The organism is Rhodococcus sp. IEGM 1318, from assembly GCF_033142465.1.
GTDB classification, from domain to species: Bacteria; Actinomycetota; Actinomycetes; order Mycobacteriales; family Mycobacteriaceae; genus Rhodococcus_F; species Rhodococcus_F qingshengii_B.
Genome location: NZ_JAWLSC010000002.1, coordinates 314978 through 340218, shown reverse-complemented (window position 1 = coordinate 340218; position 25241 = coordinate 314978). Strand labels below are relative to the sequence as shown.

Annotated in this window: 23 protein-coding genes; 8 read left to right on the top strand and 15 right to left on the bottom strand. The window is 62.5% G+C overall.

The annotated features are described in order from the left end of the window. Entirely contained in the window at positions 1–687 is a 687-nt protein-coding gene (locus tag R4P65_RS05815) for a TetR/AcrR family transcriptional regulator (RefSeq protein WP_317825794.1), read from the bottom strand. 223 nt (positions 688–910) lie between these two features. On the opposite strand from R4P65_RS05815, the gene R4P65_RS05810 reads away from it, so the two are divergent. The 3 genes from R4P65_RS05810 to R4P65_RS05800 all read left to right on the top strand — a co-directional run bounded on the left by R4P65_RS05810 (position 911) and on the right by R4P65_RS05800 (position 4495). Further along, a complete protein-coding gene (locus R4P65_RS05810) occupies positions 911–1714 on the top strand; it encodes an SDR family NAD(P)-dependent oxidoreductase (RefSeq protein WP_317825793.1) in 804 nt (267 codons plus the stop codon). 56 nt (positions 1715–1770) lie between these two features. Then, positions 1771–2892, top strand: coding sequence for a DUF5938 domain-containing protein (locus R4P65_RS05805; protein ID WP_317825792.1), 1122 nt, complete (start codon positions 1771–1773; stop codon positions 2890–2892). 73 nt (positions 2893–2965) lie between these two features. After that, complete coding sequence (locus R4P65_RS05800) at positions 2966–4495, top strand: AMP-binding protein (RefSeq protein WP_317825791.1); 1530 nt, start codon at positions 2966–2968, stop codon at positions 4493–4495. A 5-nt stretch (positions 4496–4500) separates the two neighbouring features. On the opposite strand, the gene R4P65_RS05795 is transcribed toward R4P65_RS05800, so the two are convergent. Then, positions 4501–6054: an alpha/beta hydrolase gene (locus R4P65_RS05795; RefSeq protein ID WP_317825790.1), complete on the bottom strand. Its 1554-nt coding sequence runs from the start codon at positions 6052–6054 to the stop codon at positions 4501–4503. Between the two features lie 77 nt (positions 6055–6131). After that, the gene (locus R4P65_RS05790) at positions 6132–6947 is read right to left on the bottom strand and encodes a MerR family transcriptional regulator (protein WP_317825789.1); all 816 of its coding nucleotides are present in this window, start codon (positions 6945–6947) and stop codon (positions 6132–6134) included. Positions 6948–7074: 127 nt separating this feature from the next. On the opposite strand from R4P65_RS05790, the gene R4P65_RS05785 reads away from it, so the two are divergent. From R4P65_RS05785 to R4P65_RS05770, 4 genes are all read left to right on the top strand, one after another. Continuing rightward, complete coding sequence (locus R4P65_RS05785) at positions 7075–8025, top strand: TauD/TfdA dioxygenase family protein (protein WP_317825788.1); 951 nt, start codon at positions 7075–7077, stop codon at positions 8023–8025. A 143-nt stretch (positions 8026–8168) separates the two neighbouring features. Further along, positions 8169–9299: an ABC transporter permease gene (locus tag R4P65_RS05780; RefSeq protein WP_317826131.1), complete on the top strand. Its 1131-nt coding sequence runs from the start codon at positions 8169–8171 to the stop codon at positions 9297–9299. Next, the gene (locus R4P65_RS05775; protein WP_317825787.1) at positions 9296–9982 is read left to right on the top strand and encodes an ABC transporter ATP-binding protein; all 687 of its coding nucleotides are present in this window, start codon (positions 9296–9298) and stop codon (positions 9980–9982) included. Before R4P65_RS05780 ends, R4P65_RS05775 begins: the two co-directional genes overlap by 4 nt. 27 nt (positions 9983–10009) lie before the next feature. Continuing rightward, positions 10010–10561: a TetR/AcrR family transcriptional regulator gene (locus tag R4P65_RS05770; protein ID WP_317825786.1), complete on the top strand. Its 552-nt coding sequence runs from the start codon at positions 10010–10012 to the stop codon at positions 10559–10561. On the opposite strand, the gene R4P65_RS05765 is transcribed toward R4P65_RS05770, so the two are convergent. Next, positions 10530–10793, bottom strand: coding sequence for a hypothetical protein (locus tag R4P65_RS05765; RefSeq protein ID WP_317825785.1), 264 nt, complete (start codon positions 10791–10793; stop codon positions 10530–10532). The two genes, R4P65_RS05770 and R4P65_RS05765, sit on opposite strands and share 32 nt — an antisense overlap. 110 nt (positions 10794–10903) lie before the next feature. Here R4P65_RS05765 and R4P65_RS05760 point away from each other — a divergent pair, with 110 nt between their 5' ends. After that, positions 10904–11557 (top strand): TetR/AcrR family transcriptional regulator, encoded by a 654-nt coding sequence (locus R4P65_RS05760; RefSeq protein ID WP_317825784.1) that lies wholly within the window; start codon positions 10904–10906, stop codon positions 11555–11557. On the opposite strand, the gene hutG is transcribed toward R4P65_RS05760, so the two are convergent. From hutG to R4P65_RS05705, 11 genes are all read right to left on the bottom strand, one after another. Next, positions 11554–12522: a formimidoylglutamase gene (hutG, locus tag R4P65_RS05755; RefSeq protein ID WP_317825783.1), complete on the bottom strand. Its 969-nt coding sequence runs from the start codon at positions 12520–12522 to the stop codon at positions 11554–11556. The two genes, R4P65_RS05760 and hutG, sit on opposite strands and share 4 nt — an antisense overlap. A 23-nt stretch (positions 12523–12545) precedes the next feature. Next, positions 12546–13736 (bottom strand): imidazolonepropionase, encoded by a 1191-nt coding sequence (hutI, locus tag R4P65_RS05750; RefSeq protein WP_317825782.1) that lies wholly within the window; start codon positions 13734–13736, stop codon positions 12546–12548. A 37-nt stretch (positions 13737–13773) separates the two neighbouring features. Further along, complete coding sequence (hutU, locus tag R4P65_RS05745; protein ID WP_069145580.1) at positions 13774–15447, bottom strand: urocanate hydratase; 1674 nt, start codon at positions 15445–15447, stop codon at positions 13774–13776. 59 nt (positions 15448–15506) lie between these two features. Beyond that, complete coding sequence (locus tag R4P65_RS05740) at positions 15507–16943, bottom strand: purine-cytosine permease family protein (protein ID WP_230815262.1); 1437 nt, start codon at positions 16941–16943, stop codon at positions 15507–15509. Positions 16944–17145: 202 nt separating this feature from the next. Continuing rightward, positions 17146–18510, bottom strand: coding sequence for an FAD-binding oxidoreductase (locus tag R4P65_RS05735; RefSeq protein WP_317825781.1), 1365 nt, complete (start codon positions 18508–18510; stop codon positions 17146–17148). A 16-nt stretch (positions 18511–18526) separates the two neighbouring features. After that, entirely contained in the window at positions 18527–19600 is a 1074-nt protein-coding gene (locus R4P65_RS05730) for a histidinol-phosphate transaminase (protein ID WP_317825780.1), read from the bottom strand. Further along, positions 19597–21165, bottom strand: coding sequence for a histidine ammonia-lyase (hutH, locus tag R4P65_RS05725; protein ID WP_317825779.1), 1569 nt, complete (start codon positions 21163–21165; stop codon positions 19597–19599). Before hutH ends, R4P65_RS05730 begins: the two co-directional genes overlap by 4 nt. 106 nt (positions 21166–21271) lie before the next feature. Beyond that, positions 21272–22063, bottom strand: coding sequence for an IclR family transcriptional regulator (locus R4P65_RS05720; protein WP_095968444.1), 792 nt, complete (start codon positions 22061–22063; stop codon positions 21272–21274). A 118-nt stretch (positions 22064–22181) separates the two neighbouring features. Continuing rightward, positions 22182–22844: an IclR family transcriptional regulator gene (locus tag R4P65_RS05715; RefSeq protein WP_166809096.1), complete on the bottom strand. Its 663-nt coding sequence runs from the start codon at positions 22842–22844 to the stop codon at positions 22182–22184. A 37-nt stretch (positions 22845–22881) separates the two neighbouring features. Beyond that, positions 22882–24024, bottom strand: coding sequence for a CoA transferase (locus R4P65_RS05710; RefSeq protein ID WP_317825778.1), 1143 nt, complete (start codon positions 24022–24024; stop codon positions 22882–22884). A gap of 11 nt (positions 24025–24035) precedes the next feature. Further along, positions 24036–25205, bottom strand: coding sequence for an acyl-CoA dehydrogenase family protein (locus tag R4P65_RS05705; RefSeq protein ID WP_317825777.1), 1170 nt, complete (start codon positions 25203–25205; stop codon positions 24036–24038). Positions 25206–25241 lie beyond the last annotated feature (36 nt).

Here is a 25241-nt window from a genome sequence, read left to right as displayed (position 1 = left end):
TCAGGGTGTGGGCACGACCAGGGGCAGCATCTGCTGGACGCTCTCCGAAAGATAGTTCGCAGCAGTCTGATCACCGGACAGATGGCGCAGCAGACTCTGCTGGAACAAACCGTCGAAGATCGCGTACATCGCCGGCGAGGTGACCGATGCTTCGACGTCGAGAAGCTCGGCGTAGCGAGAAACGATGCGCCAGATCATGTTTTCGAGACTCTCGTCGATCGCGGCCACGTCGCTTCGGAACGACTCCTCGAACATCGACTGCGCGCGCAGGTCGTACCAGAGGCGGTGCATCGTCGGTTCTTCGATCATGGTCTCCGCCAGCAGCGCGCCGAACCCGGTTTTCAGTTCCTCCGGCGTCTGAGCGGTGGCGACGATGCCGTCGTAGCGGGTGACGCAGCGCGCCTTGTAGTGGCGCACGCAGTGGGTGATCAGGTCGACTTTGTCGCTGAAGTAGTAGTGCAGAACGCCGTGTGAGAACTCCGAATTCTGGGCGATTTCGCGCAGGCTCGTGCGTGCGTAACCCAGTTCGGCCAGCGTTTGCAGTGCAGCCTCGGCCAGTTGATCGCGTCGCTCGGAGAACTTGTCGACCTGGCGACGTGACACCTTGTCGGCGTTGGACCGCTTCTCCGAAGAAGCAGGAACCGCCTTTTTTCCTGCCCCACTTGGCTTCTCGACTGTCGTGGTCATGATGGCACGTCCTGTTCCCTGCGGTTTTCACAGCGGCACGATCGCCGCGTCCGAATCAGTGTAACCCTTAGTCTTTGACGAGCGTGTAACAAAATCTTGACAATCGTCAAGAATTCTCTTGACACTCGTCCAAAGTTGAATACTCTGTGACTCACACCACTTGGCAGCGTCGCTGTGAACGGTGGCATCGCGAGAGTCGTTTCAGTCATGGAGGCAGTCGAAAATGAGCGTGTTTGATCTCGATGGACGAAAAGCACTGGTCACAGGTGGTGCCAAGGGGCTCGGAGCCGGAATGGCTGAGGCGTTGGCAAAGGCGGGAGCGTCAGTGATGATCGGCGACGTTCTCGAAGACGAAGGTCGTGCCACCGCAGAGGCTGTTGGTTCGGGAGGAGTCAAGACCGGCTTCGTAAAGCTGGACGTCACCGACGACGCCAACTGGGAAGAGGCAGTCGCCGCCACCGCGGAGACTCTCGGCGGCTTCGACATCCTCGTCAACAACGCAGGCATCGAGATTTCCTCGCTGGTGGTTGACCTCGATCCGGGCGACATCCGCCGTATGTGTGAGGTCAACATCCTCGGCACGGCGCTCGGAACCAAACACGGACTGCGCAGCATGCGTCCGGGTGGCGTAGCCGGAACCGGCGGCTCCATCATCAACATCTCTTCAGTGGCCGCAACCATTCCGTTTCCCGGGATCAGTGGATACTCCGCGACCAAGTCCGCGGTCGATCGCTTCACCAGAGTTGCCGCCGCCGAGTCGGGCAAGCTCGGCTACGGGGTCCGCGTCAACTGCATCTACCCGGGCCTCGTCGCCACGGAGATGGGTCTCGGACTCGCGGCGGACATGGAGAAGCTCGGCCTGTGGCCCAGTGCCGAAGCGGCAGTCGGCGACGTCATCGGTCTCACCCCGCTCGGCCGCCTTGGTGAAGTGAACGACATGGCTGACGCCGTGGTGTTCTTGTCCTCCGACGCCGCGCGATTCATCACCGGAATCGGCCTACCGGTCGACGGTGGCATGGGCATGTAACTGTCCTCCCCATTCGTACGTACACCCTCCTCACGTCTTCGAAAGGTTCCACGAACATGTCCGAAAAGAAGCCAGTCATCGTCTACGGCGTCTCCGGGTACACCGGCCGTCTGGTGTGTGAATACCTGCGCGAGTTCAACATCCCGTTCATCGCAGCCGGTCGCGACGCGGCTCGCATCCAAGAGGTCCTCGACAAGATCCCCGGTTTGGACACCGTCGATCACGAGGTCGTAGAGGTCGAGCACACCGTCGAGGCGCTCACTGAACTGTTCACCGGCGCACAGGTTGTCAGCAACATGGTCGGGCCGTTCATCAAGCTTGGCGGCACCGTCGTCGAGGCTGCGTTGAATGCCGGTTGCCACTACATGGACACCACAGGTGAGCAGGACTGGGTACTCGACGTCCAGGGGAAATTCGGCGACAAGTACCAGGAGAAGGGTCTGCTTCTCTCGCCCGGTATCGCGCAGATGTACACCACCGGTGAGATCGCGGCCAACATCGCACTGGAAACGCCGGGTCTCGATACGCTCGACATTCTCGTGCTGTGGAAGGGATTTCCCACCTACGCCTCCACTCAGACGATCTTCACCATCCTCAAGGCGAACTGGTACTACCTCGAGCAGAACAAGTACGTGCAGTGGGCGCCCGGCCAGACTTTCGACGTCGTCGTTCCCGGCCAACACGAAACTGCGCTTGCGTTGCCGTGGGGCGGAACTTGCCACCCGGTGTGGTTCAAGAACGATCCGCGAGTTTCCAACGTCAAGGCTGCGGGTGGGGTGTTCGACCGCACCGTGATGGAAGGTGTTGTCGCGACACAGAAGATCGTGGAGGAGCAGATCAAGACCCTGCCCGCCGACGAGCAGGAAGCCGCCTTGGCCGAGATCGCCGGTTCGGTTCAGGCGGGTATGCCCCCTCGTGAAAATCCGCGCATCAACACCTCACTCGACTCCGTCTACGCGTCGGGACCGCTGGGTCGCTCGCACGTCGTGATCCACGGAAACTGCAACTACAAGCAGACGGGCCTCCTGCACGCTTATGCAGCGCATTCGTTGCTTCAGCAGGCGCCCAAGAGGACCGGGCTTGCCTCGGCCTGCCAGGCGTTCGGCCATCGCGAATTGCTCGGCGCGCTACGTAGTTTTGGGCTGGCTCTGGAACCGGAAGTAACTATCAACGCCTAGTTCGTCGCCCTCGTCATCATGTTCACGGCCCCCGGCGTGCATCGCGCCGGGAGCCCCGCCCTGGAGGCTCCCCATGCGTTTGACCGACTATCTCGACAAGGGAGCCTCTCTGGGTTCCACCGCACCGTGTTTGACGATGGGGGAGCGCACTCTCACCTACAGCGAGGTGCAACAGTTCAGCCGACGCTTCGCAGCGTCGCTCGCGGCTTCGGGCATCGCGGCGGGCGAGAAGGTCGCGATTCTGTCCGGCAATGACCCGATCTCGTTCTCCTGCGTATTCGGTATCAGTAGGGCTGGCGCGGTCTGGTGCCCGATCAACCCTCGCAACGAAGCTGCGGAAAACCGAGACCTGTTGGACCTGTTCGATTGTCGCGCTCTCTTCTTCCAGAAGTCCTATGCGCCGCTCGTCGACCAGATCAAGGATGCGCTTCCCCAGCTGGTGACGCTCGTCTGTATCGACGGCGAATGGGATTCAGCTCAGTCCCTCGAAAGCTGGCTCGGGGAACAAGAACTCGATGTCGTTGCACCCGATGATGTCACGATGCTGGTCGGTACCGGTGGTACAACTGGTCGGCCCAAGGGAGTGATGTTGACCGGGCACAACATCGAGACGATGACGGCCATCACCTTGATGAGCTATCCGTTCGAGGGACGCCCGGTGTATCTGGCGTTGGCGCCGTTGACTCACGCCGCCGGTGTTCTGTGCTTCCCGATTATGGCCCTCGGCGGCGAAGTGGTGATCATGCCGAAGCCCGACCTCGGGTACTTCCTCGCGAACGTTCAGAAGCACAAGGTGACTCACACCTTCCTGCCGCCGACGCTCATTTACATGTTGCTCGAGCACGAGAGTCTTGCAGCCACGGATCTCAGCTCGTTGCAGTGCTTCTGGTACGGCGCGGCACCGATCTCCCCGACCAGGCTCGAGGAGGCGATCGACAAGATCGGCCCGGTCATGGCTCAGCTGTTCGGGCAAAGTGAAGCCCCCATGATGATCTCGACGATGTCACCGAAGGAACATTTCGGCCCGGACGGCACTGTCGCAACGTCGCGACTTTCCTCGGCCGGTCGACCGTCGCCGTTGGTGACCGTGGGGATCATGGACGACAAAGGCGCACTGCTCGACCGTGGTGAGCGTGGTGAGCGTGGTGAGGTGGTGATCCGCAGTTCGTTGGTGATGGCGGGCTATTACAAGAACCCCGACGCGACCGCGGAAGCGTCAGCCCACGGCTGGCATCACACCGGCGACATCGGGTACCTGGACGAGGACAATTTCCTGTTCATCGTCGATCGTGCGAAGGACATGATCATCACCGGCGGTTTCAACGTCTATTCGGTCGAGGTGGAGCAGGCACTCATGGCGTATCCGGGGATTCAGGACTGCGGAGTGATCGGGTTGCCGGACGACAAGTGGGGCGAACGCGTTGTGGCCGTGGTGCAGCCACACCTCGGCGCAGACATCGACGGCGCCGAGGTGATGGCTTTCGTGAAGTCTCGCATCGGAAGTGTGAAGACTCCGAAGCAAGTCATCGTCTGGGACGATCTACCTCGCTCCAAGGTCGGCAAAGTTCTCAAGAACGAGATCAAGAGCGAGCTGGCTGGTTGAGATCACTACTCGCACACCACGTCTTCTGCCGGCAGTGTGCCGTCGAGTAGGTACGAGTTGACGGCGGCGTTTGCGCAAGTATTCGCGTAGCCGGGGAACACCGCATGTGTGCGGCCTGGAACTGTCACGAGCCGTGATCCTTTCATCGCTTCATGCATGCCGAGACCTTCGTCGTACGTCGTGCGGGTGTCACCGGTTGCCTGAATCTGCAACGTCGGAACGTTGTTGTCGATGTCGATCCGCGTCGGGGCCTCACTGCGCCAGAATGCGCAGGGCATGATCGTGTTGTGCGTGCCGGCAAAGATCGGCTGATCATCACGGTGCTCCTCCAACTTGTTGCGGTACCACTGGGGATCGCTCGGCATCGATACGTCTCCGCAGACAATGGCGATTGTTCCGGCATAGTCAGGGCCGGTTCCCAACTCGGTCTGGAACCACGCCTGCATCAGTCCCGTCAGCTGGGGATGGATGTTCTCGACGGTCTTACCGGCGGCGAGATCGCGCAACTGAACCAGTACCTGTGCGAATGCCTCGCTCTCCTTCTCGGTGTCGCCGGTTCCGTTGACGTACATCAGGAATGGAAGGACGTGATCGTCGACGGCGTAGTCACCGATCCGAATCGGAGTGGTGGCAGCGTCCGAGATCAGCTTTTCGATGAGGGCTCGAACCTCGGCCGGTGTCGATCCGAGTGCATAGGTGGAGTTGTGTTCTGCTGCCCACCGCGAGAAACCGTCGATAGCCTTCTCGTTGGCCGGGCCCATGTCCTGGAACATTTCGTATCCGTATTTTTTCGGGTCCGGTGCACTGTCAAGAACCACACGGTCGATCCTGTCGGGGAACATTTGAGCATAGGTTGCACCCAGATATGTGCCGTAAGACCACCCGAAGTACGACGCTTTCTCGTGGTCGAGGGCACCGCGAATCAGGTCGAGATCGCGGGCGATGTTCTGAGTATTGATGTGCGGCAGATAGTCCGGGTACTTGTCCCAGCATGTGTCGGCGGCCTCGCGTGCGAGCGCAACACTCTCGTTCCACCCCTCATCCGTGATACCCGGCGAACGCATCCATGTCATCTGCTCGACGCCGCAGTCGATCGGTGTGCTCTTGCCGAGTCCTCGGGTGTCCATGCCGATGACGTCGTATGCCGCTGCGACTTCCGGTGTCATGCCCGCATTCAGAATCTCGGGCAATCCCAGTCCTCGGCCGCCCGGGCCGCCAGGGTTGGTGAGCAAGATCCCGCGTCGCTGCGCGGGGTCGGTGGACGCGACCCGCGAGATCGCCACTTCGATCGTCTTACCGTCAGGGGCGGAATAGTCCAAAGGTACTGTGACCATTGCACAGTCGCTTGCCTTCGACGTTCCGGTGTCTGTGGCGCATGGCCCCCACTCGACATCCTGGTCGTAGAACGCGCTGAGATTCGATTGTGGATCTTCCTGCGGAGCAGCAGGATCCGAGCACGCCGCCAATGCAGGTACCGCGAGCGCGGCAGCGGCGATTGTGGTAGCCAGCCACTTTCGTGGTCGAGGCAAGCGTGATCTGGGCATGATGGATCCAGTCATTGTCGTGTCCTTGGGTCGGGCCCGCTTCGGGCAGCATTGATCGCCCCACTTCTGATGTGGGGATTCGGTGTCGGGGTTCAGAGTCGGGATTGGCGGTCGGCGAACTCCGCAGCCACAGCCTTCGCGAATCTTTCCTGGGTGACGGTTCGTCGATCCGCTTGGTGTTCGCGCAGTACCGCTACCAGCCGCGTGGGTGAAGGGCCCTCCGGAGCAGCCTGTTCGGGTAGCACTCTCTCGGTGAAATCGCAGAACTGAATGGCAAGGGCCGCAATCGTGTCGGCGTCCGCCGGAGCCTCGGTGAGGGCGTACATGCGAGTAATCAATTCGATTGCCTGCTCGCGGTTCGGTTCCGCCAACGCCCGGCGGTGTGCGCTCAGGAGTGAATCGCAGACTTCGGGATCACCCCCGGAGACCGTGAGCGCGAGGATCAGGAGTTCGCGCTCGTTGTCGATCCACGCTGTCGGCGCACCCGCAACGACGTACTGTGCGAGCACTTCCGAAAATGCATCGGGTAGTTCGGGGTCGGCGTTGCGGCGAAGCGACTCGATGTGAGCACGCTGAACCGCGATCTGTTCGGCTTTAGCTGCCAGTTCCTTGTCGAGTGCGTCGAGTGCGGACCGGGTGTCATGAGCGTCGCCGTCGAGCAGTTCGGCGATCTTGGCAACAGGAATCCCCAGATCGCGCAGGCGGCGAATGCGGCTCAGTCGTGCCAGGTCCACCGCCCGGTACATGCGGTAGCCGTTGGGTTGGCGTTGTGGTTCTTCGAGAAGTCCGTTCGAGTGGTAGTAGCGAACGGATCTGACAGTGGTGCCGGCCAGATTCGCCAGCTCGCCGATGGTCATCATCGCCTCGCCCTCCCGTTTGTCGATTCGGATTCCGTCTGTGGAAACCATTCTCCAACCCTGACGCGGCGTCAGGGTCAAGGTTCGCGCAGAGAACGTGACCGTTGACACGTTAAGGACATAGCCTTAATCTGGATTTCGTCCGTTACGACATCGTCGATTCCGAGGAAGTGCCCCGATGGCTACCCTTTTACCTGCGGCAACAATCTTTCCGATCCCCACCGATCCGCTTGCTGCCTACGGTCCACTCGTTGCTCGCCGGAATCCCGAGTCGGTAGATCCGGCACCGTACGAACACTTTGCAGTCCAGGCGGTCGCGCCGACGATCGGAGCGGAGATCTCCGGTATTCGACTCAGCGGGGGCCTGTCCGATGCCGTGATTGCGGAACTCCGCCGAGCTCTCCTCGAATGGAAAGTCCTCTTCTTCCGGGATCAGGACCTGGGCCGAGCGGAACATCGAGCTTTTGCCGAGCGTTGGGGTGATCTAGAACAGCATCCATTCTTCAAGTACACGCAGCCCGGGCAGACGGACGTCGATGTCACGACGCTGGCCAAGGATGCGATGGTCGGCGGCGTCGAGAACAACTGGCACAACGACGTGACGTGGCACGAGTTTCCATCGTTTGCTGCCGTGCTTCGTGCAGTCGAGGTGCCCGAGGTGGGTGGTGACACATTGTGGGCTGACACCGCTGCTGCCTACGATCTACTTCCGGAGGACGTCAAGAAGCGTATCGACCCGCTTGTTGCAGAACATGATTGGATCAATTCGTTCGGGAGGTCGATGCCGGCGGATGCGGTCGAGATGTTGCGTCCGAAGTTCCCCGCTGTGCAACATCCGGTGGTTCGGGTCATTCCCGAAAGCGGCAGGCGGGTGTTGTTCGTCAACATGACCTTCACGCAGAAAATCTTGGGGGTATCCGAAGAGGAGTCGAACGAGCTTCTCACGATGCTCTATAGACACGTCAACCGTCCGGAGTTTCAGGTCCGTCTCAAGTGGGAGCCGAATACCGTTGCCTTCTGGGACAACCGAACGTGCCAGCACTATGCAGCCAGCGACTACTTCCCTGCGAGACGTGTGATGGACCGAATCTCGATTGTGGGAGATCGACCGGTGGGCATTGTGGGCTGATTCGGCGCTCACTGCCCCGAGGCGCCTACTACAAATCGTAGTAACGCACCTCACATAATTTTTCGACGCCTTGTCGATATGATTTCGACAAGGCGTCGATAAAAGTCGGCGTGACTCGCACCGACGACTTTGGAGCTTCCCGAATGTTCCTCGCCCTGCGTGAACTGTGGTTTGCGCGAAACCGATTCCTCTTGATGGGCGCCGTGGTTGCCCTCATCTCGATCTTGATGGTGATCCTGTCCGGCCTCTCGTCCGGCCTGGTCAACGACGGTGTCTCCGCTTTGCAGCGGACGCCGATCCAGGCGTTTGCCTTCGCCCCGGACACCAAAGCCGACTCGGCGTTTTCGCGCTCGGTCGTCACCGAAGAGCAGGCGCAGGCATGGCGCGCGCAACCGGATGTCCAAGACGCCGAACTGTTCGGAAACATGATCGTCAATGCAAAAACTCGCAGTGGCACTCCCGTCGATCTCACTCTTTTCGGCATCGAACCTGGCTCCTTCCTCGAGCCAGTCTCCGCCGACGGGAGGGGACTGCAAGCCGACACGGACATCATCGTCAGCTCTACCTTCCGTGATGATGGTGTTGCGATCGGTGACACCGTGATACTCGATCGACTCGGTACAGAGCTGACAGTTGTCGGATTCACCGAAGACAAGCGCACTTTCGGTCACGTTGACGTGGCCTACCTGCCCCTGCGTACTTGGCAGGAGGTTCACGCCGGTGCCAAGATCGGCGAAACCGCCAACGCCAGTGCCTATTCCGAAGCGAGTGTTGTTGCGATTCGGGGCATTGGTGGCGCGTTGCCGGACCTCGTGTCGGGCGATGCGGCGGCGGGAACGTCCGCCAAGACGCTCGAGGAATCGTTCGACTCCTCACCAGGCTTCTCCGCGGAAATGATGACAATGTCGATGATCAAGGCGTTTCTGTACGCGATCTCCGCGCTGGTGGTCGGTGCATTCTTCAGTATCTGGACGGTTCAGCGTGGTCGTGAACTCGCAGTGTTGCGCGCGATGGGCGCCTCCACCGGCTTCCTGCTTCGTGACGGCATGGCGCAGGCACTGGTAGTGCTGCTCGGTTCCATCGGCATCGGTGTGTTGCTGGGCTTGGGGCTCGGTTCGGGACTCGAAGGCGGGGGGATGCCGTTCGCCCTCGAGTCCGGCCCTGTCGTCAACGGCGCCGTGCTCTTGGCGGTACTCGGGCTGGTCGGCGCAGCCGTTGCCATCGTCCGCGTTACCCGTGTCAACCCGCTCACCGCATTGGGAGAAAACCGATGACCACAGTCGAAAAGACCACTACCGGATTGGTATTGACCGCTGTCAGTCTTCGATTCGGTGACGGTGACTCCACCGTGCTCGCCCTCGACAACGTGAACCTCGAGGTCTTGGGCGGCGAACTTGTCGCGATCGTCGGGCCGTCAGGCGCTGGAAAGTCCAGCTTGCTCGCTGTGGCCGGCGGACTCGGTCGGCCGTCGAGTGGAACGATTGCCATCGACGGCGTCGACGTGTCGGCGATGCGGGCCCGCGCCCTGGCCAAACTTCGACGAGACAAGGTCGGCTTCGTCTTTCAATCCGGCAATCTGATTCCAGCACTGACGGCGCGCGATCAGCTTCGGCTGATTCCCAAGCTCACGGGGCGTCCGGGTCGCGATCCCGAGGAATTGCTCGACTCGGTCGGTATGAGTCACCGTGCAGATCGTCGACCTGGTCAACTCTCCGGTGGTGAACGCCAGCGTGTCGGTATCGCTCGGGCATTGATGAGCAATCCCTCGCTACTGCTCGTCGACGAGCCGACGGCTGCTCTCGACCGCAAACGCAGCCATGAGGTGGTCGAACTGCTCTCGCGCGAAACTCACGAGGCAGGCGTCGCTACGATCATGGTGACCCACGATCACGACGTGCTCGGGCACTGCGACCGCATCCTCGAAATGGTTGACGGTCGATTGCGTCAGAGCGAGTAAGCCCGCAAGGGGACTGGAGGAGATTCGGTGCCGAGGATCGATGCGCCCACTGTGGTCGAGCATCGTGCTGCTCAGCGCCGCGCCCTCCTCGACGCTGCACACGCTCTTCTGTCCGAGGCCCCGGACCGGCCGCCGGGGCTCGGTGAGGTGGCAGCGAAGGCCGGGCTCGCCAGATCGAGTGCCTACCACTACTTCCGGTCCCGGGAAGATCTCCTCAGCGCCGTCGTCGAAGACATGTTCCCGCGCTGGAACGACAAGATCGTCGAGTCGATGGCAGGCGCCGACGATCCGGTATGGGCGTACGTCGAAGCAAACCTCCAACTGGTTGCCGACGGGGAGCATGCGATAGTCGGAGCGTTGGCGACACTGACCCCGCAAACGTTTCGAGATTCGCGGATCATGGAAATGCACGACAGTCTTGTGCTTCCTCTGGTCGAGGCCCTCCGTCTTCGTGGCGTCTCGGACCCGAGGCTCACCGCCAAGCTGATCAACTCGCTGGTGCATTCGGGTACTGAACTGATCGAATCCGGTTGCGGCATGGAGGAAGTCAGGTCCGCAGTGCGTGAGATCCTCGCGTGACGGGCAGCCTCAGGCAGTAATCAGATCCATCCGAAGGTACTCGGTGATGCGGAGCAGCCTCGGGCAGGATGAAGACGTAGCCGCCGTCGACCGTATAGGCGTCGAGAGGCGTCCGGTAGGTCGTGCCGGATGTGCGTCCGACGTGTGTCAGTACCGGCCGCTTCCCGCTCGAGATCGCGCGAGGATTGAACACTCGCTTGTTGACGTGTCCCCACCATCTCGGCATCGGCATTGTGATCTCCTTTCGCTAGCGCCTTACGAGCGTAAGGCGGGCTTACACTTGTAAGGGTGACTTACGTATGTAAGGTTGTCAGCGTATTCGTTCCGCCGAGGGGAGTCTGTGTGTCACGGCAACCGCGACAGTCGCTGAGCAGAACTCGCGTGATCGAGGGTGCCATCCGAGTTGCCGACGCGGGTGGTGTCGAGGCCGTCACGATGCGACGGGTGGCCCAGGAGTTGGGCATCGAGGCGATGTCGCTCTACCACCACGTGCCCAACAAAGATGCGATTCTCGACGGCGTCGTCGATGCGGTCTTCGAGGCGATCGACCTGCCCGACAGCAAGTGTGAGGATTGGCGAGATGCGATCCGCGGCCGCGCCTTTTCCGCTCGCACAGTCCTGTCTCAGCACCGTTGGGCTCTCGGCCTGCTGGATTCGCGACGCAACCCTGGCCCGGCGACTTTGCGTCATCTCGACGCTGTGCTGGGAGTTTTCCGGAAGGCGGGGTTCACGCTGCCGATGGCCGCCCACGGGGCCTCGCTGATCGACAGCTACATCGGCGGATATGTTCTCCAGGAGGCGAATCTACCGATGAGCGCACCCGGCGACGTCGAAGAAGTTGCGAGTGACATCCTCGAGCGCCTTCCTGTCGAAGAGCTGCCCTTCCTTCACGAGATGATCGTCGACCACGGTCTGAGTTCGGCTTACGACCACACGAGTGAGTTCGCCTACGGTCTAGATCTCATCCTCGATGCGCTCGAGGCACGCCGAGGCTAGCGCTGAATCGGCACGTGCTTCGTGACTATCCTGTGGATCAGGCGAGCAGCCGTTCGGGCAGTGCGATTGTCGACGTCGAGGCTCGGGTTCAGTTCGGCGACATCGAGAACCGCGAGCTTTCCGCTGGACGTGACTCGATCACATACGTACTGGATGGTTTCCAGGCTGACACCGTAGGCCGCGGGTGCGCTGACGCCCGGCGCCACGGCGGCAGGAAGTACGTCGAGGTCGATGGTCAGGTAGACCAGATCGACGTCGTCGAGGAAGTCTGCGAGGAACTGATCCACGACGCCTCGATCGATCACTCCGCATTCTTCGTCGAGCAGATAGCGAACGCCGAGACGGTGGGCCGTGTCGAACAGAGCAGTGGTGTTGCTGGGCTGGCTGATTCCGATCACGCTGTACTGATGCGAGGTACCGGCCGCGGCTTCGTCCTCGGCGATCTGACGAAAGGGCGTGCCGGAGCTGGGGATCGGATCGCCACGTAGATCGAAGTGCGCATCCAAGTTGAGAATTCCGAGTTTGGCTCCGGCGGTCCGCAACTTGGAGCCCGCGACGCCGAGGTAAGTACCATAGGCGATTTCGTGTCCTCCTCCGAGAACCACGGGGAAGTGTCCCGAATCGAGCGCAGCGCTGACTGCGTTCCCGAGTGCGGCTTGACCGGCCTCGAGTTCCTCACCCGACACGGCAACGGTTCCCACGTCCTGAATCTGCAGCGGTTCGGCCAGCGCCATGGAAGCCAACCCGGCTCGCAATGCGTCCGGGCCGTCCGCGGCACCGCGACGGCCCTTGTTGCGGCGGACTCCTTCGTCGCTGGAGAACCCGATCAGAACACAGTCGCCAGGCGCGGTTTCGACTGAATACGGTTGTACGGCATGATGCCACCGCAGATGCTCGGCAGAGGTACCGTCGGAGCGGCCGGTCCACGGCTTGGGTTCGATGTCGACTGCGATCTGATGTGCCACGACGGCCTCCCGGTGAGTGTATTTCAGTAGCTGGTGGCGAGTGCGCCGTTTTTCCAGACCTCGCGCACCAGAGGCACGCCCGGGCGATAGGCGAGGTGGAGGTACGACGGTGCATCGAGCGCGATGGCGTCGGCACGTGTTCCGAGAGAAAGGGTTCCGACGTCGGTACGTTGTAGCGCGCGGGCGCCACCTGCAGTGGCTGCCCAGACCGCCTCAGTGGGCGTCATATGCATGTCTCGCACCGCAATTGCGATGCAGAACGGAAGGCTGGTGGTGTAGCAGGTGCCGGGGTTGCAGTCGGCGCCCAGAGCTACGGTGACTCCGGCGTCCAGAAGTGCGCGGGCGTCGGGGTACTTGTTGCGGGTGGAGAAGTCGGCGCCGGGCAACAGTGTTGCGACGGTGGAACTCTGAGCCAGGGCATCGATGTCTTCGGCGGTGACGTAGGTGACGTGATCGACGGACGCGGCACCCATCTCGACGGCGAGCTGGACTCCTGGCCCTTCGCCGAGTTGGTTTCCGTGGACGCGGGGGATCAGCCCGGCGGCGACGCCTGCGCTCAGGACTGCATGTGCCTGTTCGCGGTTGAATGCCCCTCGCTCGCAGAAGACATCGATCCACTTCGCATGTGGCGCACAGGCAGGGATCATCTCGTCGCACGCCATGGCGACGTAATCATCGGCGCGGCCGGCATATTCGGGTGGTGGAACGTGGGCGGCCAGCAGTGTGACCTCGTCGGTGAACTGCCCCGCGATCAGCGCGCTGCGTAGTTCGCTCTCGGTGTTCTGCCCGTACCCGGTCTTGCATTCGACGGTTGTGCTGCCCGAGCGCAGGGATTCGGCGAGTAGGCGCCGAACATTGGCCTGCAATTGCTCGTCGGTGGCCGAGCGCGTCGCTTCGATGGTGTTGCGAATGCCGCCGGCGGCGTACTTTTCGCCCGCCATCCGAGCTGCGAATTCCTCGGCCCGCTCGCCACCGAACACCAGGTGTGAGTGACTCTCCACGAAACCGGGGAGCAGTGCCCGACCGCCGATATCCTGACCGATATCGGCAGCCGGGGCGTCGGCGGAATCGCCGACCCAAGCAACAACGCCGTCGTCGAAGACTATTGCCGCGTCGTGTCGTACGCCGAGCTTGCCCTCACCCAGAGTCGGGTCATTGGTGACGAGGGTTCCGATGTTGGTCAGAACTGTGGTTCGAGAACCATTCGTGGTCAATGTAATTCCTAACTCAGTGTGAGGTGGTGGAGCTGTTTCAGTTCTCGGTCATCGGGATTCGGACGCCGCGCGTGGCTGCCGTGTCGATGGCGTGGTCGTATCCTGCATCCGCATGCCGGATGACGCCCATACCGGGGTCGTTGGTGAGAACTGCTTCGAGCTTCTTGGCTGCGAGTTCGGTGCCGTCGGCAATGCACACCTGACCCGCGTGGATGGAGCGTCCCATACCGACGCCGCCACCCTGGTGAAGTGAAACCCACGAAGCGCCGGACGCGGTATTGACCAGGGCATTGAGCAGCGGCCAGTCGGCGATGGCGTCGGACCCGTCGATCATCGATTCGGTTTCGCGGTACGGCGAGGCGACCGATCCCGAGTCGAGGTGATCGCGGCCGATGGCGATCGGTGCGGACAGCTCGCCCGAGGCGACCATCTCGTTGAACTTGAGGCCGGCGAGGTGACGCTCGCCGTATCCGAGCCAGCAGATGCGGGCCGGAAGGCCTTCGAAGGCAACCTTTTCGCCTGCCATGGTGATCCAGCGCCGCAGGTGCTCGTTCTCGGGGAAGAGTTCGAGGATGGCCTTGTCGGTGGCCTCGATGTCCTTGGGGTCACCGGAGAGCGCTGCCCAGCGGAAGGGGCCGAGTCCTTCTTCGAAGAGCGGGCGGATGTAGGCCGGAACGAATCCGGGGAAGTCGAAAGCGCGGTCGTAGCCGGCCTTGCGGGCTTCGTCACGGATGGAGTTGCCGTAGTCGAACACCTCGGCGCCGGCGTCCATGAATCCGACCATGGCCTTGACGTGCGCGGCCATCGCGTTGCGGGAATCTTCGGTGAACTTCTGTGGATCCTTCTCCGACATGATCTTCATGTCGGAGAAGTCGATGCCGATCGGCAGGTAGGCGAGTGGATCGTGCGCCGAGGTCTGATCGGTGACGATGTCGATGGGGGCCTTCATCTCAAGCAGCGCCGGGAAGATCTCTGCCGCATTGCCTTCGAGGCCGATGGAGAGCGGCTTCTTGGCGTCACGTGCCGCGGTCGCCAGTTCGAGCGCGTGCTCGATGCTGTCGGCCTTGGTGTCGAGGTACTTGTGGGCGATACGACGGTCGATCCGGGTGATGTCGCAGTCGACACAGATCGCGACACCGTCGTTCATCGTGACGGCGAGTGGCTGAGCGCCGCCCATGCCGCCGAGACCTGCAGTGAGGGTGATGGTTCCGGCGAGTGAGCCGTTGTAGCGCTTCTTCGCGATGGCGCCGAAGGTCTCGTAGGTGCCCTGCAGGATTCCCTGCGTGCCGATGTAAATCCAGGAGCCGGCGGTCATCTGGCCGTACATGGTCAGGCCGAGGTCTTCGAGACGGCGGAACTCCTCCCAGTTGGCCCAGTCACCGACAAGGTTGGAGTTGGCGATCAGCACTCGCGGTGCCCACTCGTTGGTGCGGAAGACGCCGACCGGCTTGCCGGACTGCACCAGCATGGTCTCGTCGTTCTTCAGCGTCTTCAGCGTGGCGACCATGGCGTCGAATGCGGCCCAACTACGTGCTGCGCGACCGGTTCCGCCGTAGACGACGAGGCTGTCCGGGTGCTCGGCAACATCGGGATCGAGGTTGTTCATGAGCATGCGCAGGGCGCCCTCCTGCTGCCAACCGAGCGTCGTGAGCTCGGGGCCGCGGGGAGCACGGACGGGGCGCGGCTCGTGGCCGGGGGTGCTGATTTCCATTGTGTTCTCCTTGCTCGCTGAAGTTCCAGCTGTACTGAAGTTCGAAAAGTGGTGGGGGATCAGACGCGAGAGTCGGTCATCGTGGTGTGATCGGGGTAGATCATCGACGCAGGCGGATTGCTGGTGCGCTTGGCGAGTGGGTAGTAGATCAGGCCGGTGAATACGATCCCGACGATCCAAGAGATGTCGGCGCCGCCGAGCATGTCCGTGACGGGGCCGGTGTACATCTTCTGTGCGAGGAACGGGATCTGGGCGAGAACACCTGCGGCGTAGCAGGCCAAGGCAGTGAAGTTCCAGGCTCCGTATCGACCGTTGACGTCGTAGAGCGCCGGAATGTCGATGCGCTCCTTGGAGATCAGGTAGTAGTCGATCAGATTGATCGCACTCCACGGCGTGAACACCATCAGCAACACCAGGACGAAGTTCTTGAAGTTGTCCAGGAAGTCGGCGCTGGCGGCGATCGCGATCAGTACCGAGATCGCAGTGAAACCGAGGATGTAGAGGGTGCGTGCGGTGCTCGAGATTCGTGACTGTCCGTTGAATGCTGTGACGGTGGTCAGAATCGACATGAATCCGCCGTAGGCGTTGAGCACGTTCACCGTCAGCTTGCCGACCAGGATGACGAAGTAGATGAGGAAGGCGATGGCGGCCGGCCCGGCCAGGTCTCCCATGAAACCGACCTGGTTACCCAGAAACGCATCACCGGCGCAGGCCGCGACGAGGACGCCGAAGGTCATGGACCACTGCGATCCGATGACGCTGCCGAGGAACGTCGACCAGAAGGTGGTGCTCTCGGAGGTGCTGCGCGGCAGGTACCGCGAGTAATCGGCGACATACGGGCCGAAGGTGAGCTGCCAACCGGCACCCAACGAGATCGCGAGCAGGAAGGTGACGATGTCGAAGCCCTTGATGCCGACGAACGAGGCGACGTCGTACTCGAGGAACAGTCGAACGGCCAGGTAGGAGAATCCGACGATGCCGACGACGGTCGCGACCTTGCCGACGATGTGGATGAGCTTGTAGCCGGTGACGGCGACGAATGCGGTGAGGAGACCGAAGACGACGATGCCGACGGTGGGGCTGTCGATGTGCAGGATCTTGTTGACGGCTTGTCCGGCCAACACGGTGCCCGTGGCAGCGAAGCCGAGGTACATCAAAATGACGAGAACGAGCGGGACGACGGCTCCCTTGACGCCGAACTGTGCGCGACTCGAGATCATCTGGGGGAGGCCCATGCGCGGACCCTGTGCAGAGTGCAGCGCCATGACAGCGCCACCGAAGATATTGCCGATCAGAAGTCCGACGATCGCCCAGATGGCGTCGGCGCCGAATACGACGGCGAGGGCACCGTCGACGATTGCAGTGATCTGCATGTTGGCGCCGAACCAGAGAGTGAACTGGCTGCGCGGGGTGCCGTGTCGTTCTGCATCCGGGACGACGTCGATAGTGCGTCGTTCCGGAGTGAGGATGACCTCGGCCGGTCCATCGTGAGTCATAGGCCTGTCTTTCTGCTGCGAGCCCGTCGAGCGACGGAATCGACGTCGGGGTATTGCCCACCTTCTTCGTGCTTTGTGCCTGTTGCTCGGCGCTCTGTGCGCTGGGTCACTGTCACTGCGGATAAATGTATATGCCTGTATATACAGGCGTCAATACCCGGAACCCGTTTTCACGTAAATGCTGTGTAACACCACTCGGGAATCAGAAACCCTTACCCGGGTTGAGGATTCCGAGCGGATCGAACGCGGCCTTGATCGATCGGTGCAGTTGCATGCTGTCCTCGCCGAGCTCGAGAGAGAGCCAGCGACGCTTCAGAACGCCGACGCCGTGCTCTCCGGTCAGAGTCCCGCCGAGCTCGAGAGCACGTCGGAAGACCTCGTCCGCGGCGGTCCACACGGCTTCGGGGGCCGAGCCGTCTTCGGTGCGGTCGAATACGAACGTCGGGTGGACGTTGCCGTCACCCGCATGGGCGACCGTCATGATCTTCACCGAGTGCTCGGCAGCGGCCCGGTCGATACTTTCGAGCATGTCGGGCAGTTTCGACCGCGGAACTCCGACGTCTTCCACGAGGCATTGCCCGAGACGTTCGGACGCCGGGTAGGCGAGCCGGCGGATCTCGAGTAGCTGCGCGGCTTCCGATGCATCCTGCGAGACGGCGACAAAATCGGCGCCGGCCTGCTCGAAGTGTTTCTGCATCGCCGCTGCTGCTGCTTCGGCGTCGACCCCGTCTGTCTGCGCGATCAGCATCGCGGCAGTGTTGTCCTCCAATCCGATTCGTTTCCAGTCGTCGACTGCGCGAAGCGTTGCTCGATCGATCAGTTCGAGCAGGCTCGGCCCGATCCCGTCACGAACCACAGCGGCAACTGCGTCCGCTGCCGAGCGGAGAGAATCGAAACTGCCGACGACGGTGACCGGTGCTCTCTTGGGTTTGGGCTGAAGCTTGAGTGTGGCGCTCGTGACGACTCCGAGAGTTCCTTCCGAACCGACGAGAAGGCTCGTCAGGTCGTATCCCGCAACACCTTTGACGGTCCTTCGGCCCGTTCGCACGATCCGCCCGTCGGCGAGTACCACCTCGAGGCCCAAGACTGAATCGCGGGTGACGCCGTACTTCACGCATCGAAGTCCACCAGCGTTGGTGGCGATGTTCCCGCCGATCGTGGAGATCTCGAAACTGCTCGGATCCGGGGCGTACATCAGCCCGTACTCGTCTGCGGCTCGGCTGATGTCGGCGTTGATCACCCCGGCCTCCACGACAGCGAGCTGATCGTCCGGATTGACCTCGAGAATCGAGCGCATGCGAGTGGTCGAGATGACCAGGCAGCCCTCGACGGCTGCCCCGCCGCCCGCCAAACCGGTTCCCGCACCGCGGGTTACCACCGGGATACGGTGAGCAGTAGCCCATTTCAGAGCCTCGGAAATGTCGGCCGCTGTTTCGGCGAGCATGACGGCTACCGGATGGCCGGGTTCGGCGAGATGGGCCTCGTCGCGGCGGTACGAGTCCATTACCGCCGGGTCGGTGATCAGGCGACTCGAACCGATCGACCGAGCAAGTTCGTGGACGGACATTCTTTTCTCCAGTCGGTCAAAGGTTTTGTGCGAGAGCGTCCACAGCAGAGATCACGGCGTCTTCTGCGGCCCGCTCGCCGACGGTGACCCGAACCCCCTCACGAGGGAACATCCGGACCGAGACACCCTGGGCGACGCAAGCCGCTTCGAGTGCAGAAGCTCTCTCGCCGACAGGGATCCAGACGAAGTTGGCTCCGCTGGGGACGGACTCGACGCCGCGCAGAGCCAATTGCTCACGTAGGTGAGCGCGACCCTCGGTTACCGTTTCGACTATCGAATCGGTGTGCGCCGGATCGGTCAACGCTGCGCAGGCCGCGGCCTCGGCAACTGCGCTGAGACCGAAGGGGGGCGCCGCGCTACGAAGGTCCGCTGCAATCGCCGAGTTGGTGATGGCATAGCCGGCACGCAGGCCGGCCAATCCGTAAGCCTTGGAGAAGGTTCGGAAGACGGCGATGTTGGGAAAGGCTCGAAGCAGGTCGACGCCGTCGACATCGCTGGTCGCGAACTCACGGTAAGCCTCGTCCAGAAGGATGAGGACGTCACCTGGGATCGAGCGGGCGAACGAGACGAACTCCGCGGTCGAGAACTCGCTTCCGGTCGGATTGTTGGGGTTGCAGACGAGTACCGCGCGGGTCTGCGGAGTCACGGCTGCCGCCATCGCACTCAGATCGTGTCGATGTTCGGAATCGAGTGCGACAGGTACACCGCTCGCTCCGGCGATTCCGATCAGAATCGGGTACGCCTCGTAGCTGCGCCACGGGTAGACGACTTCGGTGCCCGGACCCGTGTACGCAGTCAATACCTGCTGGAGCAGTGCCAACGACCCGGCGCCGACCAACACCTGGTCGTCGCCGACGCCCAGGCGATCGCTCAACCGGGCGATCAGCGTGTCGCCGAACAACGACGGGTACAAGTGTGATTGTGACGCCGCGAGATTGACGGCGTCGAGAATTGCGGCCGAGGGTGCAACCGTCGACTCGTTGCTCGACGCCCGCCACCGAACCTGCTCGAGGCCGGCTGCTTTGGAGTATCGAGGAAGTGCTTCGATTTCGGGTCGAGGACGAGGCCTCAGCGCTCCGGGCGCGGTCATGCCAGGGCACCGATCGCGTTCTCCGCGGCGGCAACGAGTGCGCCGGATGCGGCCAAGTCCACTGCCGCCTCGATCTCGGGCGACAGGAAGCGATCGGTACCCGGTCCCTGCACCTTCTCGCGTAGCGTCCGGAGAACCGCTCCGGTGGCGGGGGAGGGCTCGAGTGGGGACCGGAGATCGATTCCTCGTGCTGCAGTCAGTATCTCGATGGCGAGAACCCTGGTGAGACCGTCGATGGACCGGCGGAGCTTGCGTGCACCCGACCATCCCATGGAGACGTGATCTTCCTGCATGGCCGAGGAAGGAATCGAATCGACGCTGGCGGGGCTCGCGAGTCGCTTGAGTTCGGACACGACGGCAGCTTGCGTGTACTGCGCGATCATCAGTCCGCTGTCGACTCCGGGGTCGTCGGCGAGGAAGGGAGTCAAGCCGTGATTGCGCGCAACGTCGAGGAAGCGGTCGGTGCGGCGTTCGCTGATGCCCGCGACGTCCGCGGTCACGATGGCGAGGAAGTCCAAGACGTAGGCCACGGGAGCGCCGTGGAAGTTGCCGTTCGACCGAACCCGCCCGTCGAGGGTGACAACGGGATTGTCGACAGCACTGGCCAATTCGCGTCCGGCGACGAGGCGGGCATGATCGACGGTGTCACGTGCGCCGCCGGCGACCTGCGGAGCGCACCGCAGTGAGTACGCGTCCTGAACCCTGGTGCAGTCAGGGCCAGTATGGCTGGCGACGATCGGGGAGGCGGCCAGCAACCGCACCATATTCGAGGCCGCTGCACCCTGTCCGGGGTGGGGGCGAAGCGCCTGAAGATCTGCGGCGAATACCTGATCGGTGCCGAGCAGACCCTCCACGCTCATCGCGGCAGCGATGTCGGCCAGCTTGAGTAGATGATCGAGATCGGTGATCGCGAGGGCCAATTGGCCGAGCATCCCGTCGGTACCGTTGATCAGTGCGAGGCCTTCCTTCTCGGCTAGAACCACCGGTTCGAGGCCATGGTCGGCCAATGCCGTTGCGGCATCGGTGAGTTCACCGTCGGCGGTGCGAACGGAACCTTCACCGATGATTGCCATCGCCACGTGCGCCAGTGGTGCCAGATCTCCCGAGCATCCGAGGCTGCCGTATTCGTGCACCACCGGAGTGATGCCTGCGGTAAGTAGGTCGGCGTACGCCTGCGCGACCACGGGGCGCACTCCGGTCCGTCCGGTGGCGAGCGTCGACAGGCGTAGCAGCATCAAGGCCCGGATCACTTCGCGTTCGACCTCCGGCCCCGAACCTGCCGCATGCGAGCGGATCAGGCTGCGCTGCAACTGCGTCCGTAGATGCTCCGGGATGTGCCGGGTGGCAAGCGCGCCGAATCCCGTGGAAACGCCGTACACCGGCGTGGGGTCTGCGGCCAGGGCTTCGATGCGTGCACGACTTTCGGCGATCGCGGCGAGGGACTCGGCGGTCAACGCGACGCCGTAACCGTTTCGTGCGACGTCGACGACGTCGGCGATGGTGACAGCGCCGATTCCGACCTGGATGGTTCGGGTGGCTGTCTGGGTGGCAGGGGTGGCGTTCATGGGACTCCAATGGTGCGGCAGTGATTTAGTAAGTCTTGTATACGAGACTCTAGTCTTGAATATGAGACGAAAACAAGGCCCGAGAAGTACGCAGGGGAGAATTTTGTTACATGTCGGCGGTCGGGGTCTCCACCATTCGATCGCCGAGGTCGGCGGAGAACTCGGCGCTGACGGTGCGCACTCGGTCGGCGATCAGGGCACTCTCCTCGGCCGATTTGGAGCCGGAGAGGAAGGTGACGCCGAGAGCTGCGACCGGACGACCGTCCCGTGTGATCACGGGGCTGGCGATGCAATTGATCCCGGATGTCGTCGCATTCTCTTCGACCGCATACCCGCTCTCGCGTGCTTCGGCGAGCAGGTTTCGCAGTTCGGCGAGGGTCGACGGTCCCGTTCCGGTCCGCGTCGGCCAGGTGTACCCCTCGTACAGCGCGCTGATCTGTTCCGCGTCCAGGCGGCTCAGAATTGCCCGCCCGACTGCGGTGAGGTGCGCCGGAAGGCGGGTCCCGATCTCGGTCACCAACCGCACGCCCGGCTTGAGCGGTTCACGTTTGTCGAGGTAGATGACGTCAGAACCTTGAAGTACCGCCAGGTGGGAGGTCTCGTCCGTCGACTGCGTGAGTGCCAGCATGAATCGTTGGCCCTCGCGGTGCAGTGGGCCGGATCGCATGTACGACGCACCGACTTCGAACGCCGAGACACCCAGAGTCCAGGCGCGTTGATCAGCCCAGTACGAGACGAACCGTCGATCCCGCATGACATTGAGCAGATGATGCGTCGTGCTCTTGGGTAGGTCGAGGGCGCTGGAGATGTCCGCGGTCGCCAGCGGCACACCCCGGCGAGCCAGCAGATCGAGCACGTCGAGCACACGCTCAGCGGATTTCACGCGGCTCGTGCTCATGGGTGTGTCCTTACAGGTAGGTCGGAGGAGCTAGCGGGGGACCCACATTGTCTCGGATACGAGACTGAATCGCCAAGCGCTCGGATACGAGACTGAATCGCCAAGCGCTCGGGGTGGCTCAGGGAGTCTGGCTGCCGAGTTCCGCGGACAACCGGGCGCAGTGCTCCACCAAGACGCGACCGTGGCTGGCGCAGACCTCGTCCGTCAGACGGAATGTCGGGCCGACGACGCTGAGCGCTCCGGCTATCTGACCGACTGCGTTGTAGATCGGCGCGGCAACTCCGGTCGAGTGGTCCTCGATGGTGTCGTGCGCAATGGCGTATCCGCTCTCACCGACCTTGCCGCTCAACGCAGCGCCGACGGCGGTGCCGTTCAGGGGGACGCTCTGGCCCACCCACCCCATGTGGCGGATCGCGTGCGTGCCCTCGATCTGATCGAGATACAGCGCAGTGTCTTTCGGTCCCATCGTCGACAGGTAGGTCGACTCCCTCGTGGTTTCGGCGATGGCTTTCATCGCGGGCCGGGCTCTCGGCAACAGTTGATTGTCGCCGAGAGCGCGAGCTCCGATCTGCAGTAGCCGTGGGCCGACGCGATAGACGTTGTCCTCGCCGCGAACGACGAACTCGGTTTGTTCGAGGCTTCTGATCAGGCGAAGCGCGGTACTGGTTGCCAGATCGGTTGCCTTGGCGGCGTCGCCGAGCGTCAACCCGCCATGCTCGACGATCGCACCGAGAAGTTCGAACGTGCGATTCGCGCTGCGGGTCACGTCGCCGGGGGCCATGTCCTACTCCAAGTGCCGAGGGTTGTCTGCGCTGAATCTATCGCGACCCCGGCAGTACCTCACCGTGGTGCTCGTCCAGCAGGGGGCTGCGGCGGACAACGGGGCGCTGGCTCTCACCGAAGACGACGGGTTGTCGTACGTAGGAGATCTTTCCTGCTACCGGGTGCTCGAACGATTGGACGACTCCGCGATACTCGGCCTGTGCGGAGGTGAGTGCCTGCTGAACGTCCCAGATCTCCGAGCCGGCGAGGCCCGCGTCGCCGAGAATGCCGACCACGTCGGCGACGGTCTTTCCGGCAGCCCAGTTTTCGATGTCCTTGCGCAGTGCCGGCTCGTTCTCAGTCCGGGCGGTGTCGTCGGCAAATCGGGGATCTGCGATCAGGTCGATGCGATTCATCGTCTGCGCCAATTTCTCGAAGCCGGATTGGCTCGCAACTGCGAGGACAAAGAGTCCGTCGTCGGCCCGATAGGTGTCGAACGGTGTGGACACTGGATGACGGTTGCCGACGCGTGGGGGAGTGAGCCCGGTGGATTGCAGTTGGCTGTGTGCTGTCGGCAGCATGGCGAGCATGCTGTCGAACATCGCGACGTCCAGATGCTGCCCGAGCCCGGTCGCCCGCGCGCTCAGCAGGGCGGTACTGATTCCCCAGGCAGCGAACAGCCCGGCGACCAGGTCTCCGAACGACTCGCCCAGCCGTGTCGGCCCGGATTCTTCCGAGCCGGTGATGCTCATGATTCCCGAAAGAGCCTGGACTACAAGGTCGTAGGCGGCGGCGCCGGACATGGGGCCGTCCTGGCCGAAACCGGAGATCGACGCGTACACGATCCGCGGATTGCGAGCCCGCACAGCCTCGTAGTCGATTCCCAGGCGCTTGGTGACGCCCGGGCGAAAGTTTTCCACGACGACGTCGGCGGTCTCGATGAGCGTCAGCAGCGCCTCACGGTCCTCGTCGTTCTTGAGGTTGAGTGCCACCGAACGCTTGCCACGATTGAGCACGTTGAAGTAGATGCTTTCACCGTCGCGGAACGGGCCGAGGTGCCTCGAGTCTTCACCGTGTTCGGATTCGATCTTGACGACGTCCGCACCGGCGTCGGAAAGCAGTGCGGTGCAGTAGGGCCCGGCGAGGACGCGAGAGAGGTCGATGACCCGGATGCCGTCGAGTGGGGGAAGTGCAGACATGTCCGCGCCTTTCAGAAATCGGTGGAACGCGGCGACGGAGCGTTGCCGGCAATGGTGAGCAGTTGGATCTGCGAGGTGCCCTCGAAGATGCGGAGAATGCGGCAATCGCGGTACAGGCGTTCGATTTCCGATTCGCGCATGAATCCCGCGCCGCCGTGGATCTGCACGGTTTGATCGACGATCGAGAAGCAGGCTTCGGTGGCAACGTACTTCGAGATCGATGCGGCGCGACGGATGTCCTGGCCGGTGTCCTTGACGTCGGCGGCCCAGTCTGCGGTGACGCGTGATGCGACCAGTTGTGCATCGCAGCCACCGAGGAGGAGTTGAATTGCCTGGAAGTCGAAGATCGGCGTGCCGAACTGCTTTCGCTCCGTTGCGTACTCACGTCCCAGTTCCCAAGCGCGCAAAGCGATGCCGTTCGCCATTGCCGCTACGTCGATGCGCGCTCGGTTCAGTGCGGTCAAGGCGATGTTGCCGCCGCGACCTTCGGTGCCGATCACCGAGTCGAGCGGCAACACGACGTCGTCGAGGTAGACGGTGTATGTCGGAGCTGAACGAATTCCCATCTTGTCCTGCGGCTCCGAGTAACTGATTCCCGGAGTGCCCTTGGGGACGACGAAGGCGGTGATGCCGCGGAATCCTGCGCTCGGGTCCGTCTTGGCGAAGAGCACGACCAGGTCGGCTTCCTTCGCGTTGGAGATGTACGTCTTGGATCCGGAGAGATGCCAGCCGTCGTCCTCGCGTCGAGCGACGGTACGCATCGACGCGATGTCGGATCCGGCGTCGGGTTCGGTGAGTGCGAAGCCGGCCAGTAGTTCGCCTGAAGCCAACTGGGGCAACCAGCGATGCTTCTGCTCTTCGGAGCCGCCGACGAGAATCGGCTCGAGGCCCAGGTAGTGCGCGGTGTAGATCGACGCCAGAGCGGCGTCGGTGCGTGCAACCTCCTCGATGGCGACCAGTTGGGTTCGTGTCGAGAGACCCAGTCCGCCGAATTCCTCCGGCACGGAAATGCCCATCAGGTCCTGCTGCCCGAGGCGCTTGACCAGCTGCGCCGGGAACTCTTTTGACTCGTCGCGTGCGGCCGCACCGGGGTGAACCTCGGCGTTGGCGAAGGCTCGGACGGTGCTGCGGAACTCTGCGAGATCAATGTTGTCGATGTCGGGCGCGGTCTGGGTGGTCACGGGGGCTCCTTCGAGGCGAGGTGTCTAACGAATTTC

Bases quoted from the DNA above. Each gene is read 5' to 3' on its own strand.
- R4P65_RS05815 (WP_317825794.1), bottom strand. From the start codon at position 687: ATGACCACGACAGTCGAGAAGCCAAGTGGGGCAGGAAAAAAGGCGGTT.
- R4P65_RS05810 (WP_317825793.1), top strand. From the start codon at position 911: ATGAGCGTGTTTGATCTCGATGGACGAAAAGCACTGGTCACAGGTGGT.
- R4P65_RS05805 (WP_317825792.1), top strand. From the start codon at position 1,771: ATGTCCGAAAAGAAGCCAGTCATCGTCTACGGCGTCTCCGGGTACACC.
- R4P65_RS05800 (WP_317825791.1), top strand. From the start codon at position 2,966: ATGCGTTTGACCGACTATCTCGACAAGGGAGCCTCTCTGGGTTCCACC.
- R4P65_RS05795 (WP_317825790.1), bottom strand. From the start codon at position 6,054: ATGACTGGATCCATCATGCCCAGATCACGCTTGCCTCGACCACGAAAG.
- R4P65_RS05790 (WP_317825789.1), bottom strand. From the start codon at position 6,947: ATGGTTTCCACAGACGGAATCCGAATCGACAAACGGGAGGGCGAGGCG.
- R4P65_RS05785 (WP_317825788.1), top strand. From the start codon at position 7,075: ATGGCTACCCTTTTACCTGCGGCAACAATCTTTCCGATCCCCACCGAT.
- R4P65_RS05780 (WP_317826131.1), top strand. From the start codon at position 8,169: ATGTTCCTCGCCCTGCGTGAACTGTGGTTTGCGCGAAACCGATTCCTC.
- R4P65_RS05775 (WP_317825787.1), top strand. From the start codon at position 9,296: ATGACCACAGTCGAAAAGACCACTACCGGATTGGTATTGACCGCTGTC.
- R4P65_RS05765 (WP_317825785.1), bottom strand. From the start codon at position 10,793: ATGCCGATGCCGAGATGGTGGGGACACGTCAACAAGCGAGTGTTCAAT.
- hutU (WP_069145580.1), bottom strand. From the start codon at position 15,447: ATGGAAATCAGCACCCCCGGCCACGAGCCGCGCCCCGTCCGTGCTCCC.
- R4P65_RS05740 (WP_230815262.1), bottom strand. From the start codon at position 16,943: ATGACTCACGATGGACCGGCCGAGGTCATCCTCACTCCGGAACGACGC.
- R4P65_RS05735 (WP_317825781.1), bottom strand. From the start codon at position 18,510: ATGTCCGTCCACGAACTTGCTCGGTCGATCGGTTCGAGTCGCCTGATC.
- R4P65_RS05730 (WP_317825780.1), bottom strand. From the start codon at position 19,600: ATGACCGCGCCCGGAGCGCTGAGGCCTCGTCCTCGACCCGAAATCGAA.
- hutH (WP_317825779.1), bottom strand. From the start codon at position 21,165: ATGAACGCCACCCCTGCCACCCAGACAGCCACCCGAACCATCCAGGTC.
- R4P65_RS05720 (WP_095968444.1), bottom strand. From the start codon at position 22,063: ATGAGCACGAGCCGCGTGAAATCCGCTGAGCGTGTGCTCGACGTGCTC.
- R4P65_RS05715 (WP_166809096.1), bottom strand. From the start codon at position 22,844: ATGGCCCCCGGCGACGTGACCCGCAGCGCGAATCGCACGTTCGAACTT.
- R4P65_RS05710 (WP_317825778.1), bottom strand. From the start codon at position 24,024: ATGTCTGCACTTCCCCCACTCGACGGCATCCGGGTCATCGACCTCTCT.